This window comes from Couchioplanes caeruleus (assembly GCF_003751945.1).
GTDB classification, from domain to species: domain Bacteria; phylum Actinomycetota; class Actinomycetes; order Mycobacteriales; family Micromonosporaceae; genus Actinoplanes; species Actinoplanes caeruleus.
Genome location: NZ_RJKL01000001.1, coordinates 3,697,271 through 3,711,321, shown reverse-complemented (window position 1 = coordinate 3,711,321; position 14,051 = coordinate 3,697,271). Strand labels below are relative to the sequence as shown.

Here is a 14,051-nt window from a genome sequence, read left to right as displayed (position 1 = left end):
CATGCGGATCGCCTTGTTCGTCACCTGCCTGGCCGACACGCTGTTCCCGGCGGCTGCCAAGGCCACGGTCCGGCTGCTGGAACGGCTCGGGCACGAGGTGGTCTTCCCGCCGGACCAGACCTGCTGCGGCCAGATGCACATCAACACCGGCTACCAGGAGGATGCTCTTCCTCTGGTGCGCCGCCACGTGCGCACCTTCGCCCCGTACGAGGCGGTGGTGGCACCCTCGGGATCCTGCGTCGGATCGGTGCGTCACCAGCACGCGAACGTCGCCCGGGCGGCGGGTGACGTGTCGCTGGCGGCCCGTGCCGAGGACGTGGCGTCGCGCACGTACGAGCTGTCCGAGCTGCTGGTGGACGTGCTCGGGACCGAGGACGTCGGCGCGTGCTATCCGCACCGGGTCACCTACCACCCGACCTGTCACTCGCTGCGGATGCTGAGGGTAGGCGACAGACCGCTGCGGCTGTTGCGCCACGTCCGCGGGTTGGAGCTGGTCGACCTGCCCGCGGCCGAGCAATGCTGTGGCTTCGGCGGCACCTTCGCGCTCAAGAACGCCGCGACCTCCACCGCGATGCTCGCCGACAAGATGCGCCACGTGCTGGAGACCGGCGCGGAGGTCTGCACGGCCGGCGACTCCTCCTGCCTCATGCACATCGGCGGCGGACTGTCGCGGGTGGACGCCGGGGTGCGGACCGTACACCTCGCCGAGATCCTCGCCGCGACGGAGGAAGACGCATGAGCCGTACTTTCCTGGGGATGCCGGCCACCGCCCCGCGCGGGGTCGGTCATCTCCGCGGTGCCGAGCCGTTCCCGCAAGCCGCTCGCAAGGCCCTGGACGACGAGCAGTTGCGGCGCAATCTGGGCCACGCCACCGCCACCATCCGGCGCAGGTCCGGTGCCGTCGTCGCCGAGCTGCCCGACTGGCAGGAGCTGCGCTCGGCCGGCTCCGCGCTCAAGGCCGCGACCATGGCCCGCCTGCCCGACCTGCTGGAAGAGCTCGAGGAGAGGGTCACCGCGGCGGGCGGCGTGGTGCACTGGGCCGCGGATGCGTACGAGGCCAACCGGATCGTCACCGAGCTCGTGCGGGCCACGGGTCACGACCGCGTCATCAAGGTCAAGTCGATGGCGACCCAGGAGATCGGCCTCAACGAGGCCCTCGAGGCGGCCGGGATCGCGCCGGTCGAGACCGACCTCGCCGAGCTGATCGTCCAGCTCGGACGCGACCGGCCGAGCCACATCCTGGTGCCGGCGATCCATCGCAACCGGGCCGAGATCCGCGAGATCTTCCTGAGGGAGATGCCGGGCGTCGACCCGGGGCTGACCGACGACCCGGTGGCGCTGGCCGCGGCGGCCCGCCGCTATCTCCGCGAGACGTTCCTGAGCACCCCGGTCGCGGTGTCCGGCGCCAACTTCGCGGTGGCCGAGACCGGCACGCTGGTGGTGCTGGAGTCCGAGGGCAACGGCCGGATGTGCCTGACCCTGCCCGAGACCCTGATCACCGTCATGGGCATCGAGAAGGTAGTGCCCGCCTGGCGGGATCTGGAGGTGTTCCTGCAACTGCTGCCGAGGGCGTCGACCGGGGAGCGGATGAACCCGTACACGTCGATGTGGACCGGCGTGACCCCCGGCGACGGGCCGCAGAGCTTTCATCTGGTGCTGCTGGACAACGGGCGCACGGCGGTGCTCGCCGACGAGGTGGGACGGCAGGCGCTGCACTGCATCCGCTGCTCCGCCTGCCTCAACGTCTGTCCGGTCTACGAGCGGACCGGCGGGCACGCGTACGGGTCGGTGTACCCCGGACCCATCGGCGCGGTGCTGTCCCCGCAGCTCACCGGCGTGGCCGACAATGCCTCGCTGCCGTACGCCTCCACGCTCTGCGGCGCCTGCTTCGACGCCTGCCCGGTCCGGATCGACATCCCGTCCATCCTGGTGCACCTGCGGAACCAGGCACCGCATCCCCGCGCCGAACGGGCGGCGATGGCCGCCGCGGCGTACACGATGGACCGTCCGGCATGGTACGCCCGCGCACAGCGGGCGGCGAAGCTGAGCGGGCGCCTCACCCGCCTGCCGCCGCCCCTGAGCGGCTGGACCGCCGGCCGCGACCTGCCCGTTCCGCCGCCGGAGACCTTCCGGGAGTGGTGGGCGCGGCGATGAGCAGTCGCGATCTCATCCTCGGCCGGATCCGCGCGGCGCTCGGCGACACCCCGGTGCCGGAGGTGCCGCGGGCGTACCGTCCTGCCGGGAGCGCCGCGGCCGACCTCGATCTCCTCGTCGACCGTCTGGTCGACTACAAGGCGGTGGTGCACCGTGGATCCGACGTGGCGGCCGTCGTCGCGGCGCTCGGCCCGGGGCGCATCGTGGTCCCGCCCGGGATCGACCGCTCGTGGCTGCCCGCCGGCGCCCGGGTGGTCGAGGACGAGCACGACGCCGACGCGGTCCTCACCGCCGCGGCCGTGGCGATCGCCGAGACCGGCACGATCGTGCTCGACGGTTCGGCGGACCAGGGCCGCCGGGCCCTCTCGCTCCTGCCCGATCTGCACATCTGCGTCGTACGCCCGGATCAGGTCGTGGCGACCGTGCCCGACGGCCTCGCCCGCCTCGACCCGGCCCGGCCCCTCACCTGGATCAGCGGCCCCTCCGCCACCAGCGACATCGAGCTCAACCGGGTCGAAGGCGTCCACGGACCACGCAATTTGCACGTCGTTCTTCCGGTGTCGCGCTGAGCGCATGTCATCCGGTTCATCTGGTGTGACCATGCCGTCACTCCCGCTAGGCTGTCGGTCGACCCCTTACCGGGAGGCCACGATGACCGACCGCCTGACCCGCGTTCCGCTCGTCGCGCCGCAGACCACGCTGACCGTCACCACGACGGCCGAGACGAGTGAACGCGCCCGCCTCCGCTGCGCCGGAGAGATCGACCAGTCCTCCGCGCCGAGGTTCGCGGCCGCCCTGGACGCCACGATGCCCGGTCGCCGCCGGGTGGAGGTGGACCTGTCCGGAGTCACCTTCATGGACTCGTCAGGCGTCAACGCCCTCGTCCAGCATCACCGGGAGGGATGCGAGCTGGTGGTGGTCGACGTCCCGCCGAACATCCGCCGGGTGCTCGAGATCACCGGCCTGGACGGGATCTTCTGCCGTTGACCCTAGTCTTCGGCGGCGTCGTCCGCAGCGTCGCCGACCTCACCGCCGGCAACCCCGCCCTCACCCGCATCTTCGAGCGGATGGGTGGAGCGTCCGCCGCGACCGACAGCTTCCTCGCCGGGACCAGCGCCCTGATGGGACTGATCGCGGCCGCGTACGCGGTGCAGGTCACCCTGCGCCTGAGCGACGAGGAGAGCGCCGGGCACGCCGAGCCTGGTGGGTTCGCCGTTCGCCTGGGGGAAGACTGGTGCTGGTCGCCGGGGCCGGGCGGCTGCGCTGGATCGGCAGCCACCCGCTCTTCTCGCTGGCCGGCCCGGCCGTCGTCCTGACCGTGGTCGCGGTGGTGCTCGCCAGGGCCGGTCTGGCCGGCGCCCGGCGGCGCGACATCCCCGCGACCTAGGGTCAGCCCACCGGGATCTCGACGGCCCGGACGTCCCCGACGTCGGCGATGCGCCACAGGTCGCGCTCGTCGCCCAGCGAGATGCCGTCGACGTTGGCCGGGTCGACGACCAGGCTGGTGCCGTCGTCCAGGCTGAAGGAGAGGCCGCGTACCCGCCCGCTGGCGGGGAACTCGTCGTCGATGTAAACGATCACTGACTTGCATTCCAGCGCTCGGCGGGAACTGAGGTACAAACCGGTCATATCGACCAGGACGCCGCGTAACTGGTCCTCTTCGGCCAGCTCGGGGTGCACGGTCGGCTCGGCGGCGTGGCCGACCTGCATCCACTGGCCGAGGTGGGCGACGGACAGGTCCAGGTATCCGGCTCCGGGCGCGCCGATGAAGATCTGCTTGCCGTAGAGCACCACGCGCTCGGGGGCGCTGCTCAGGTCGCCGTAGGCGGCGGCCAGCAGCTCCTCGAAGCGGTGACACTGGCGGAAGAGACGAATCAATTCATCCATTGCGCGGCCGATCGGGTAGTAGGCGTTCTTCGTGGTCGAGTTCGCGTTCCAGGACCCTCATACTCTCGTCCGAGAGCCGACCGGCGTCGCGCCAGCGCAGCAGCTCCTCGCGCTGGGCGTCGATCACCGAGCGGCGTACCCGCAGGGCGGCCTCGTACTGCGGTGAGACCGGCACCTCGTTCGAGTCTGCCTGATCGAGCAGGTCCAGGCGGCGCCGATAGCGTTCCAGGCGAGATTCAAGTTGCTCTCGCATCGTGTCGATCGCCGGATCCTCCAGATCGTCGTGCCGCTGGTGCTGGATCTCGTCCAACCGGTCGAGGGCGGCCTGCACGGATGCCGAGCGGGCCTCGTTGCGCAGCCGGACGTTGTCCGCCTCGTTGGCCTTCAGCCCCAGCGCCCGCATCAGCGGCGCGAAGGTGACGCCCTGGCCTACCAGGGTGACCAGCACCACCACAAATGCGCAGAACAGGAGCAAATCCAGGGCGGGGAAGGGCCGGCCGTCCTCGGTGGTGGCCGGAATGGTGAAGATCGCCGCCAGGGTGATCACCCCGCGGGTGCCCGCCCAGCTCAGCGCGGTGATCTCCCGGCCGTCGAGGCGGCGTTCCCGGCGGCTGAGGGCCTCCTGCGAGGTCGGGTCGCCGCCGAGACGGGCGTGCATCGAGCGGGGCAGCACCTGGGTCAGCATCAGGAACAACGGTCGCACCAGCAGCACCACGCCGACCGAGACCGACACGGCGATGACGATCGTCGACGTCGAGTACGCCGCGAGGCCGTCGATCACCCGGGGCAACTGCTGCCCGATCAGCAGGAAGACCAGACCCTCGAGCAGGAAGTCCACCAGCCGCCAGACCGCGCTGACCTGCAGGCGGCTCGCGCCCGAGGCGATCCGGGGCGCGTCGTGACCGACGATCAGGCCGGCGACGACGACCGCCAGCACGCCCGACACGTGCAGCTTCTCGGCCAGCAGGTATGCGACGAACGGCGTCGCCAGCGACACGGCATTGGCGATCAGCGGATCGTGCTGCAGCGGCCGGGCGGCCCGGACCGCGTACGCGACCACCATGCCCGCCGCCACGCCGCCGGACGCGGAAATGACGAACTCGCCCACCGCGCCGGGAAACGAGAACGTCTTGCCGACCGCGGCGGACACGGCGACGCTGAGCAGGGTGAGGGCGGTTGCGTCGTTGAGCAGGCCCTCGCCTTGCACCAGAGTGACGATGTTGCGGGGCAGACCCACCCGCTTGCCGACCGCCAGCGCCGCGACCGGGTCCGGCGGGGCGACCGCCGCTCCCAGCGCGACACCGGCGGCCAGCGTGGCACCGGCCACGAGAAAATGGAAACCCACGCCCACGAGCAGGGCGGTCAGCAGGACCAGGACCACGGACAGGCTGATGACGGTACGCAGGTTGCGCCGGATGTCGATCAGGGACGAATCCAGCGCGGCCTTGTAGAGCAGCGGCGGCAGCACCAACGTCAGCACGAGGTGTGGATCGAGTCCGATGTTCGGTCCGGGCAGGACCGCGTAGACGATGCCGATGACGGTCAGCATCGCTGCCGCGGGCAGTCCCGTGCGGTCGGCGAACCGACGGACCGCGACGATGACCGCCACGCTCGCCAGGATGAACAGCAGACTGGTCTCCACACTCACCCGGACAGTCTCCCGGACCGGCGGCTATCGCGCGATCATGACCGGCGGCCCCCGCGCGATCACGGCCGGGCGCCCTCCGCGCGATCACGGCGGGGCGCCCTCCGCGCGATCACGGCCGGGCGCCCTCCGCGCGATCACGGCGGGGCGCCCTCCGCGCGATCACGGCGGGGCGCCCTCCGCGCGATCACGGCGGGGCGCCCTCCGCGCGATCACGGCCGGCTGGCCTCCGCGCGATCATGGCCGGGTGGAACGGAGCCGGGGCCGCGCCGTGCGGCGCGACCCCGGTCGGTGTGTCAGTAGCGGTAGTGGTCGGGCTTGTACGGTCCCTCGACCGGCACGCCCAGGTACTCCGCCTGCTTCTTGGTCAGCTCGGTGAGCCGGACGCCGAGCGCGTCCAGGTGCAGCCGGGCAACCTTCTCGTCCAGGTGCTTGGGCAGCACGTAGACCTGGTTGTCGTACTCGCCGGGCTTGGTCCAGAGCTCGATCTGCGCGATCACCTGGTTGGTGAACGAGTTCGACATGACGAAGCTCGGGTGGCCGGTGGCGTTGCCCAGGTTCATCAGGCGGCCCTCGGAGAGCACGATGACCGCGTGCCCGTCCGGGAAGCGCCACTCGTGGACCTGCGGCTTGACCTCGACCTTCTCGATGCCCGGGACCTTGGCGAGGCCGGCCATGTCGATCTCGTCGTCGAAGTGGCCGACGTTGCCCACGATCGCGTTGTGCTTCATCGCGGCCATGTGCTCGACCGTGATGATCTCGGTGCCGCCGGTGGTGGTGATGAAGATGTCGGCCTCGGAGACCACGTCCTCGATCCGGGCGACCTGCATGCCGTCCATCGCCGCCTGCAGCGCGCAGATCGGGTCGACCTCGGTCACCACGACGCGGGCGCCCTGGCCGCGCAGCGTCTCGGCCGAGCCCTTGCCGACGTCGCCGTAGCCGCAGACCACGGCCAGCTTGCCGCCGAGCATGACGTCGGTGGCCCGGTTGAGGCCGTCGACGAGCGAGTGGCGGATGCCGTACTTGTTGTCGAACTTGCTCTTGGTGACCGAGTCGTTGACGTTGATCGCCGGGAAGAGCAGGTCGCCGGTCTTGGCGAACTTGTAGAGGCGCGCCACGCCGGTGGTGGTCTCCTCGGTGACGCCACGGATCTCGGCAGCGATCTTGGTGAACCGCTGACCGTCCGACGCCAGGCTGCGGCGCAGCGTGTCGAGGATGATCGTGTACTCGTGGTTGTCCTCGGCGGTCGTCGCGGGGACCGCGCCGGCCTTCTCGAACTCGACGCCCTTGTGCACGAGCAGGGTGGCGTCGCCGCCGTCGTCGAGGATCATGTTCGGGCCGAGGCCGTCACCGAAGTCGAAGAGCTGCTCGGTGCACCACCAGTACTCCTCCAGCGTCTCGCCCTTCCAGGCGAAGACCGGGGTGCCGGAGGGGGCCTCGACCGTGCCCTCGGGGCCGACGACGATCGCCGCGGCGGCCTCGTCCTGGGTCGAGAAGATGTTGCAGGAGACCCAGCGCACCTGCGCACCGAGCGCGACCAGCGTCTCGATGAGCACGGCGGTCTGGATGGTCATGTGCAGCGAGCCGGCGATCCGCGCGCCACGCAGCGGCTGCGCGGCCTTGAACTCCTCGCGGATGGACATGAGCCCGGGCATCTCGTGCTCGGCGAGGCGCATCTGGTGGCGGCCGAAGGCGGCCAGAGACAGGTCCGCCACGGCGAAGTCGATGCCGTTGAGCTTCTGGAGACGATCTGACATGGGAAGGGCACCCCCTCTTCAGGAGGCGCCCTTGCGACAGTGGCCCGCGGGCCGAGCGTGGCGGACCCTGGGATCCGTCGCAGCGCCTCTCGGCCAGGGGCAGCGCCTCGTCGGGCGCGCGTTCCACCATAACCTCGCCTGTCCAAGATCGGGAATCCGCTCCGCCCGCGGTCCGCCGTTCCGGCTTGTTATCCAGGGCCTTTTCGCAGTGTGACGCGCGCCACCCTCGCTTGGACCGCGGTGCGGTCCGCCGTCGAGAAGCAGGTGTTCATCGCGTCGACCCAGAGGAGGACACACCATCAAGATCCCTTGAAAAGACCTCAAAAACCCATCATCGTGTACGGGTGAAGCACCCGTACCGCATCCGCGAGATCGCCGCCCAGTCCGGCCTCAGCCAGGCCACTGTGGACCGTGTCCTGCACCGGCGCGGCGGCGTGCGCGCGAGCACGGTCCGCGAGGTGGAGCAGGCGATCGCCGACCTCGACCGGCAGCAGTCGCAGTTGCGCATCGGCGGGCGCACCTTCATGGTGGACGTCGTCGTGCAGGCGCCGGCCCGGTTCTCCACGTCCGTACGCCACGCGCTGGAGGCCGAACTGCCCGCCATGCGCCCGGCCGTGATCCGGTCCCGGTTCCACTTCCTCGACAGCGCCGGCGCGGGTGAACTGGTGGCACTGCTCGAGAAGGTCGGCCGAACCAAGTCCCACGGCGTGATCCTCAAGGCCCCGGACGTCCCGGAGATCATCGCCGCCGTCGCACGCCTGTCCCGGCAGGGAATCCCGGTCGTGACGCTGGTGACGGACCTGCCCACGAGCGCACGGGCCGCGTACGTCGGCATCGACAATCGGGCGGCCGGCGCCACGGCCGCGTACCTGGTGCAGGAATGGCTCGCCGACCGCGCAGGGGACGTCCTCGTGGTGCGCGGCCACGGCTCCTTCCGCGGCGAGGACGAGCGGGAAATGGGCTTCCGCGCCGAGATGCGGACCGGCGGCGCGAGCCGGCGCCTGCTGGAGGTCGTCGACGAGGAGGACCGGGCGGACGCGGTCCACATCGGAACGCGGGAGGTGCTGGCCGCCAATCCGTCGGTCCGCGCGGTCTATTCGCTGTACGCCGGCGCCGGCGGCAACGCGGCCGTGATCGACGCCTTCGACCGGGAGAAGTGGCACTACGACGTCTTCGTCGCCCACGACCTCGACGGGGAGAACACCGTCCTGCTCCGGGAGCGGCGGCTGTCCGCGGTGCTGCACCACGACCTGCGCCAGGACCTGCGCCGGGCGTGTCACGTGGTCATGCAGGCGCAGGGGGCCTTACCGGGCCCCGTGCGCTCGACACCGTCGGCGATCCAGGTGATCACACCCCACAACGCTCCGCCGGCCGAGCTCTGACCTCTCCGCGTCGGCTCTGCCCGGGCGCCTCAAGTCCCGAGGATCTCCCGGAGGCGGGTGGCGCTGCGGCGGACGTCCGCGACCGGGCCCTCGTCCTCCGGTTCGCCGGCCAGGATCGTGTCCTGCTCCAGGACCCACCAGCCGTCGTACCCGTGCCGTCGCAGTGCCCCCGCGACCCGGACGAAGTCCACGTCGCCCACCCCGATCGGCCGGTACATCCCGGCCGCGACCGCCTCGGTGTAGGTGCGCCGCCCGGCCCGCACCTCGGCCGCCATTCCGGCGTCGACGTCCTTCGCGTGCACGTGCGCGACCCGGTCACCCGCGCGCTCGGCCAGCTCGACCGGATCGGTCCCGCCGATCAGGAGATGGCCGGTGTCCAGGCACAGCGGGATGTCCGAGCCGTCCAGCACGCGCTGGACCTCGGCGTACGTCTCGACCATCGTGCCGACGTGCGGATGGAGCGCGGCCGTCAGCCCCTTCTCCCGGGCTGCGGCCGCCAGCCGATCCGCATTGGACAGCAGTCGCTTCCAGCTCGCGTCATCCAGCTCGGGGCGGGCGTCGTACCCGTCCTGTCCCGTCGCGGCCGCGAGCACCACCGTGTCCGCGCCGGCGGCGACGAACCGGTCGAGGTCGACCGACGGCTCACCCTCGTGCAGCACGACTGGGACAAAACCCCCCACCGCGGTCAGCCCGTGTTCCCGCAAGACCCCGTCGGATGGCAGGAAGCCGTCGGGGCCGAACTCCGTCGCGGTCAGGCCGATCTCGCGCATCTCGCGGAGGACCCGGTCGGCGGGCAGTTGATGTCCCCAGCCCGGCACCTCGCAGACGCCCCAGGAGATGGGTGCTCCGGCAATCCTCATGCTCCTGAGACTGAGCTCGTATCGCGTTCGCGGCAAGGCGTCCGTACCCATCAAAAACGCCTCAGGTTGAGGTTTTGTCCGACCCGCCCGGGTCGGCCGAAAGGCAGAGAGGAGCCGCGGTGGTTCAGGCTGCGAGCCGATGCGCGCCGACCGGGCGCACGGCGATGCTCTAGGCCGTAGAGCCCGTCTGCCCGGAGGGACCACCATGACGATCGACGACGAGAACCGGCCCGCGCGGCAGCGGGTCACGCTGACCGGCGTCAGCTCCCGCGCTTGGGAGCACCCCGCCGACCGCGGCGCGCTCACCGCGCTGCGCGAGCTGCGCGGCTTCGACGATGTCGTGAAGGCGTTCTTCGGCATGTGGAACGAGCGCGGTTTCCGGCTGGCCTATCTGGCCGGCGCGATCCGCGTCGACCACCGCCAGTACCCGCGCGTCTACCAGCGCTTCACCGAGGCCGCGGCCACCCTCGACGTGGCCGAGCTCCCCGAGCTGTACGTCACCCAGTCGCCGATGATCCACGGCGAGGCGATCGGCATGGACAAGCCGTTCATCGTGATCACGACGGCGGCCGTGGAGAAGCTCGACGACGACGAGCTGCGGGCTCTGCTCGGGCACGAGATCGGCCACGTACGCAGCGGCCACGCGGTCTACAAGACGATCATGATGATCCTCACCAGGTGGGCGACGAACATTAGCTGGATCCCGATCGGCGCCATCGCCCTGCGCGCCATCATCGCCGCCATGTATGAGTGGTGGCGCAAGGCCGAGCTGTCCGCCGACCGCGCCGGCCTGCTCGCCGGCCAGGACCCGTCCGCGTCGACGCGGCTGCTGATGAAGCTCGCCGGCGGCGGCGACCTCTCGCAGATCGACACGGCCGCGTTCCTCGAGCAGGCAGCCGAGTACGAGGGCGGCGGCGACGTGCGCGACAGCATCCACAAGATCGGAATGACCGCATGGAGCAGCCACCCGGTCCCGGTCGCCCGCGCCGCCGAGCTGCGCAAGTGGATCGACTCCGGAGAGTACGCCCGCATCCTCGGCGGCGACTTCGACCACCGCGACACCGACGGCAACGCCTCGGTCACCGCCGACGTCAAGGCGGCGGCGTCGCACTACCGGGAGTCGTTCCAGAACTCGCAGGACCCGCTGGTGACGCTGGCACGCCGGGTGACCGGCGGGGCGGCCGACCTGGGCGACTGGGCGGGTACGCAGGCGGGCAAGGCCCGGGACTGGGCGAACACGGCGGCCGGAGCGGCAAGCCGGGCCGCGCGCCGCACCAGCCGCCCGGATGACACCGACGACGCCACACCTACGCCGTAGGTCCCTTGCCGCTTGCCGGCCTTGGCACGTTGCTTGTCGCTCCTCCGGATCCCCGCTCCGGCGTGCTGCGTGCGCTCTCTCGGATCCCGCCTCGGCGTGCTGCGTGCCGCTGTCGCGGATCCCTCCGTCCGCTGCTCGCCGCCTCGACCCCCCGTTCGAGGCGGCGGGCGGCTTCCTTGCGGCTCGGGCCACGCCGCACTTCGCATCGATCTCTACTATTGACCGCGTGCAGACCCGTGCCGGAACCCCACGACCCATCACCCGCTACGGCAACCCCGTGCTTCACCGGCGCTGCGCGGCCGTGACCGTGTTCGACGACGACCTCCAGCAGTTGATCGCCGACATGTTCGCCAGCATGGCGGCCGCCGAGGGGGTCGGCCTGGCCGCCAACCAGATCGGCGTCGACGCCCAGGTGTTCGTCGTCGACTGCCCCGACGAGACGGGCACCAACGTCGTCGCCCACGTGGTCAACCCCGTTCTGCACCTGCCCGAGGGCCGGGGCCTGGAGGTCGACGACGAGGGCTGTCTCTCGGTACCGGGCGTCCGCGCGGAAGTGGGCCGCCCCGCCACCGCACACGTCACCGGCCTCGACATGCACGGCACCCCGGTCCGCATCGACGGCACCGGCTTGCTGGCGCGGTGCCTGCAGCACGAGACCGATCATCTGAACGGCCTGCTGTACGTGGACCGGCTCCCCGCCAAGAAGCGAAAGAAGCTCCTCGCCCGAAGCGCCGAGGCGCCCGGGGTCGGCGTCACCGCGTAGCCCCTCCCCGCGTGGCCGTTTCCCGCGTGGCCGCTTCCCGGGCCGCGACCGTGTGCCGCTCCTGCGGTCTGTCGTCGCTCGCGGCTAGCAGGCCCGCGGACAGATCGGGGCATCCTGTGCCCTGCCCGAACCGGGCGTTCATGTTTGCCGCAGTTTCCCGTTCGCTGGGACTAGGACTGCCGGCGACTTGACCTCCACCGACCGGCTCGCCCGGAGTATCGCTGCGGTCACCCAGGGCCCCGAATGCGCCGATGTCGCGATGCCGACCGGCTGTCGCGGATGACGTTTCGGCTGGTCACCGATGATCGACGGGACGGATGGACAACAACCGCGACGGTCGATACTCTTTCTTACGACGCCGTTGCGAGTTCTTCCCCCGTGGAATTCGCAACGGCGCTCTTATTTTCTCCAGTAATTGACACAATTACCGATGGCCGAAGCACCTCCGCTATCGCTGCGCGGAGCTGAACGAGCATGGCGATCGCCTGGCACACGCGACACTGCGCGCTGCTACCCCACGGCTGGAATCAGCGCGAGCCACCCTGCCGGCACCCGTGGGAAACGGGAGTCACCCTGTCGGCGCCGTGGGAACGCGAGCCGCCCGTCGGCGCCGCGGGAAAGTGAGCTGTCCCGATGACGCCGTGGGGAAGGCGAGCTTCGGCGCCGGGTCCGTGCCGATGTGCGGCCCGCGTGGTGGAAGGGCGGCCCTTCCTCAACTGACGCTGACGGGGAGCGTCGTGTAGCCCCGGATCGCCAGGCTGTCGCGGCGGCCGGGATCGCCCGCGAAGTCGAGCTTCGGGAAGCGGTTGACCAGGGCGGGCAGTGCGATCTGCGCCTCGAGCCGGGCGAGCGGCGCCCCCAGGCAGTAGTGGATGCCGCCCCCGAACGACAGCGGCGCGTTGTCCTGGCGGGTGAGGTCGAGGTGGTCCGGGTCCGGGAAACGTTCCGGGTCGCGGTTGCCTGCCCCGAGATACGCCACGATCCGTTCGCCGCCGGAGACGGGTACGCCCGCCAGTTCGATGTCGTCCCAGGCGACCCGCGCCAGAAGTTGCACCGGGGTGTCGTACCGAAGAAGCTCCTCGACCGCGCTCGGCGCAAGACCCGGGTCGTCGCGCAACAAGGCGAGCTGATCGGGGTTGCGCAGCAACGCGACGACGCTGTTGGCCAGCAGGTTCGTGGTGGTCTCGAAGCCGGCCGCGAAGAGCAGCGCCGCCATCGTGAGGAGCTCGTCCTCGCTGAGCTTCTCGCCGTCCTCCTCGGCGGCGACCAGCGCGCTGATCATGTCGTCGGCGGGCTTCCTGCGCCGCTCGGCGGTCAACCCGGCAAGATACTCGCGGATGGTGGCGGCAGCAGGATCGGCAATCTTCAGTACGTCCGAGGTCATGGTTTCGAGAACCAGTGTCCAGTCCCGGACGAGACCCTGGAACTGGGCGCGGTCCGGCTCGGGAATCCCCAACAGTTCACCGATGACGTTGACCGGGAGGGGAAAGGCGAAGGCCTCGACGAAGTCGACATCGCCCGTCATCCGGTCGAGCAGGTCGTCCACCATCTCGGTGATCCGCGGTTGCAGCGCCTGCACGCGCCGAGCGGTGAACGAGGAGCTGACCAGCCGACGCAGGCGCGTGTGGTCCGGCGGGTTGATGGTCAGGATGCTCGTGAACAAGTGCCGCAGAGCGGGATGATTTTCCCAGTTGGGACTGACGAACTCGAGCATGTGCGGCGGCATGTGACCAAGCCGCGGATCCCGGGTGACGGCAACACAGTCGGCGTGCCGCGTCACCACAAGCGCCCCGTCGTCGGCACGCACGAGCGGGGAAATCTCCCGAAGCTGACGATACCGAGAATACGGATCTTCGCGCCCGGTCACCCGCGTCAACTCGTCGAGAAGGATCGATGCCTCGGCACTCTCCACGATGGCCGTCATGATGCCGAGCCTACCGGCGGGTAAGTGATGCCCGCCCATGGTTTACGCTCGGCGCGAGGCCCGTAAATTTCAGTTTACGGAAGTCGTGGTGCCCGGCATCGGGGGATGTGCAACCGCAAGGATGCTCATGGGCGTCGATGCGGCGCGCTGCGGACGATATAGCTGGCCAGCGTGCCCGAAGCGCGCGACGGCGTGGTCAACCGGTGCAATCCGTCCACGGGGTCATCCGGGTCGTCCTTCGAGGACCACCACCGCGGTCGGGATCTGGCGCGCGTGGCGTGTCGCCGCCGGTTCGCCGTGAAGCGGTCCCGCTTGGGGGTGTGGTGCCTGCCTGGCGTGCCGCCGTCCTGCTCGCCGCGCT

General features: G+C 70.6%; 13 protein-coding genes. 8 read left to right on the top strand and 5 right to left on the bottom strand.

Annotated features, from left to right (window positions below; translation table 11 throughout):
• The first annotated feature begins 1 nt into the window (after position 1).
• The 5 genes from EDD30_RS16520 (at position 2) to EDD30_RS38300 (ending at position 3,470) form a co-directional block, all read left to right on the top strand.
• Entirely contained in the window at positions 2-739 is a 738-nt protein-coding gene (locus EDD30_RS16520; RefSeq protein ID WP_084556636.1) for a (Fe-S)-binding protein, read from the top strand.
• Positions 736-2,154, top strand: coding sequence for a lactate utilization protein B (locus EDD30_RS16515; RefSeq protein ID WP_071807221.1), 1,419 nt, complete (start codon positions 736-738; stop codon positions 2,152-2,154). Before EDD30_RS16520 ends, EDD30_RS16515 begins: the two co-directional genes overlap by 4 nt.
• Entirely contained in the window at positions 2,151-2,723 is a 573-nt protein-coding gene (locus EDD30_RS16510) for a LutC/YkgG family protein (protein WP_071807225.1), read from the top strand. The genes EDD30_RS16515 and EDD30_RS16510 overlap by 4 nt, the downstream gene beginning before the upstream one ends.
• Positions 2,724-2,805: 82 nt before the next feature.
• Positions 2,806-3,141 carry an STAS domain-containing protein gene (locus EDD30_RS16505; RefSeq protein WP_170047440.1) on the top strand — a complete coding sequence of 112 codons (336 nt, stop codon included), beginning with the start codon at positions 2,806-2,808 and terminating at the stop codon, positions 3,139-3,141.
• Entirely contained in the window at positions 3,138-3,470 is a 333-nt protein-coding gene (locus tag EDD30_RS38300; RefSeq protein ID WP_143162813.1) for a hypothetical protein, read from the top strand. Before EDD30_RS16505 ends, EDD30_RS38300 begins: the two co-directional genes overlap by 4 nt.
• Positions 3,471-3,543: 73 nt before the next feature.
• On the opposite strand, the gene EDD30_RS16500 is transcribed toward EDD30_RS38300, so the two are convergent.
• The 3 genes from EDD30_RS16500 to ahcY form a co-directional block, all read right to left on the bottom strand.
• Complete coding sequence (locus EDD30_RS16500) at positions 3,544-4,041, bottom strand: hypothetical protein (protein ID WP_143162812.1); 498 nt, start codon at positions 4,039-4,041, stop codon at positions 3,544-3,546.
• Positions 4,034-5,689, bottom strand: coding sequence for a Na+/H+ antiporter (locus tag EDD30_RS16495; protein ID WP_071807219.1), 1,656 nt, complete (start codon positions 5,687-5,689; stop codon positions 4,034-4,036). The genes EDD30_RS16500 and EDD30_RS16495 overlap by 8 nt, the downstream gene beginning before the upstream one ends.
• Positions 5,690-5,982: 293 nt before the next feature.
• Complete coding sequence (gene ahcY, locus EDD30_RS16490; protein WP_071810019.1) at positions 5,983-7,443, bottom strand: adenosylhomocysteinase; 1,461 nt, start codon at positions 7,441-7,443, stop codon at positions 5,983-5,985.
• 344 nt (positions 7,444-7,787) lie between these two features.
• Between ahcY and EDD30_RS16485 the strand changes: the two genes are divergently transcribed.
• Positions 7,788-8,825: a LacI family DNA-binding transcriptional regulator gene (locus EDD30_RS16485; protein WP_071810018.1), complete on the top strand. Its 1,038-nt coding sequence runs from the start codon at positions 7,788-7,790 to the stop codon at positions 8,823-8,825.
• A 29-nt stretch (positions 8,826-8,854) separates the two neighbouring features.
• Here EDD30_RS16485 and EDD30_RS16480 read toward each other — a convergent pair whose 3' ends face one another.
• The gene (locus tag EDD30_RS16480) at positions 8,855-9,685 is read right to left on the bottom strand and encodes a TIM barrel protein (protein ID WP_071810017.1); all 831 of its coding nucleotides are present in this window, start codon (positions 9,683-9,685) and stop codon (positions 8,855-8,857) included.
• 205 nt (positions 9,686-9,890) lie between these two features.
• On the opposite strand from EDD30_RS16480, the gene EDD30_RS16475 reads away from it, so the two are divergent.
• Together EDD30_RS16475 and def are read left to right on the top strand one after the other, a co-directional pair.
• The gene (locus EDD30_RS16475) at positions 9,891-11,003 is read left to right on the top strand and encodes a M48 family metallopeptidase (protein ID WP_071810016.1); all 1,113 of its coding nucleotides are present in this window, start codon (positions 9,891-9,893) and stop codon (positions 11,001-11,003) included.
• A 226-nt stretch (positions 11,004-11,229) separates the two neighbouring features.
• Positions 11,230-11,766 carry a peptide deformylase gene (def, locus tag EDD30_RS16470; protein WP_084557949.1) on the top strand — a complete coding sequence of 179 codons (537 nt, stop codon included), beginning with the start codon at positions 11,230-11,232 and terminating at the stop codon, positions 11,764-11,766.
• A 712-nt stretch (positions 11,767-12,478) separates the two neighbouring features.
• On the opposite strand, the gene EDD30_RS16465 is transcribed toward def, so the two are convergent.
• Complete coding sequence (locus tag EDD30_RS16465) at positions 12,479-13,690, bottom strand: cytochrome P450 (protein ID WP_084557947.1); 1,212 nt, start codon at positions 13,688-13,690, stop codon at positions 12,479-12,481.
• Positions 13,691-14,051 lie beyond the last annotated feature (361 nt).

Bases quoted from the DNA above. Each gene is read 5' to 3' on its own strand.
- EDD30_RS16520 (WP_084556636.1), top strand. From the start codon at position 2: ATGCGGATCGCCTTGTTCGTCACCTGCCTGGCCGACACGCTGTTCCCG.
- EDD30_RS16515 (WP_071807221.1), top strand. From the start codon at position 736: ATGAGCCGTACTTTCCTGGGGATGCCGGCCACCGCCCCGCGCGGGGTC.
- EDD30_RS16510 (WP_071807225.1), top strand. From the start codon at position 2,151: ATGAGCAGTCGCGATCTCATCCTCGGCCGGATCCGCGCGGCGCTCGGC.
- EDD30_RS16505 (WP_170047440.1), top strand. From the start codon at position 2,806: ATGACCGACCGCCTGACCCGCGTTCCGCTCGTCGCGCCGCAGACCACG.
- EDD30_RS16500 (WP_143162812.1), bottom strand. From the start codon at position 4,041: ATGGATGAATTGATTCGTCTCTTCCGCCAGTGTCACCGCTTCGAGGAG.
- ahcY (WP_071810019.1), bottom strand. From the start codon at position 7,443: ATGTCAGATCGTCTCCAGAAGCTCAACGGCATCGACTTCGCCGTGGCG.
- EDD30_RS16480 (WP_071810017.1), bottom strand. From the start codon at position 9,685: ATGAGGATTGCCGGAGCACCCATCTCCTGGGGCGTCTGCGAGGTGCCG.
- EDD30_RS16475 (WP_071810016.1), top strand. From the start codon at position 9,891: ATGACGATCGACGACGAGAACCGGCCCGCGCGGCAGCGGGTCACGCTG.
- EDD30_RS16465 (WP_084557947.1), bottom strand. From the start codon at position 13,690: ATGACGGCCATCGTGGAGAGTGCCGAGGCATCGATCCTTCTCGACGAG.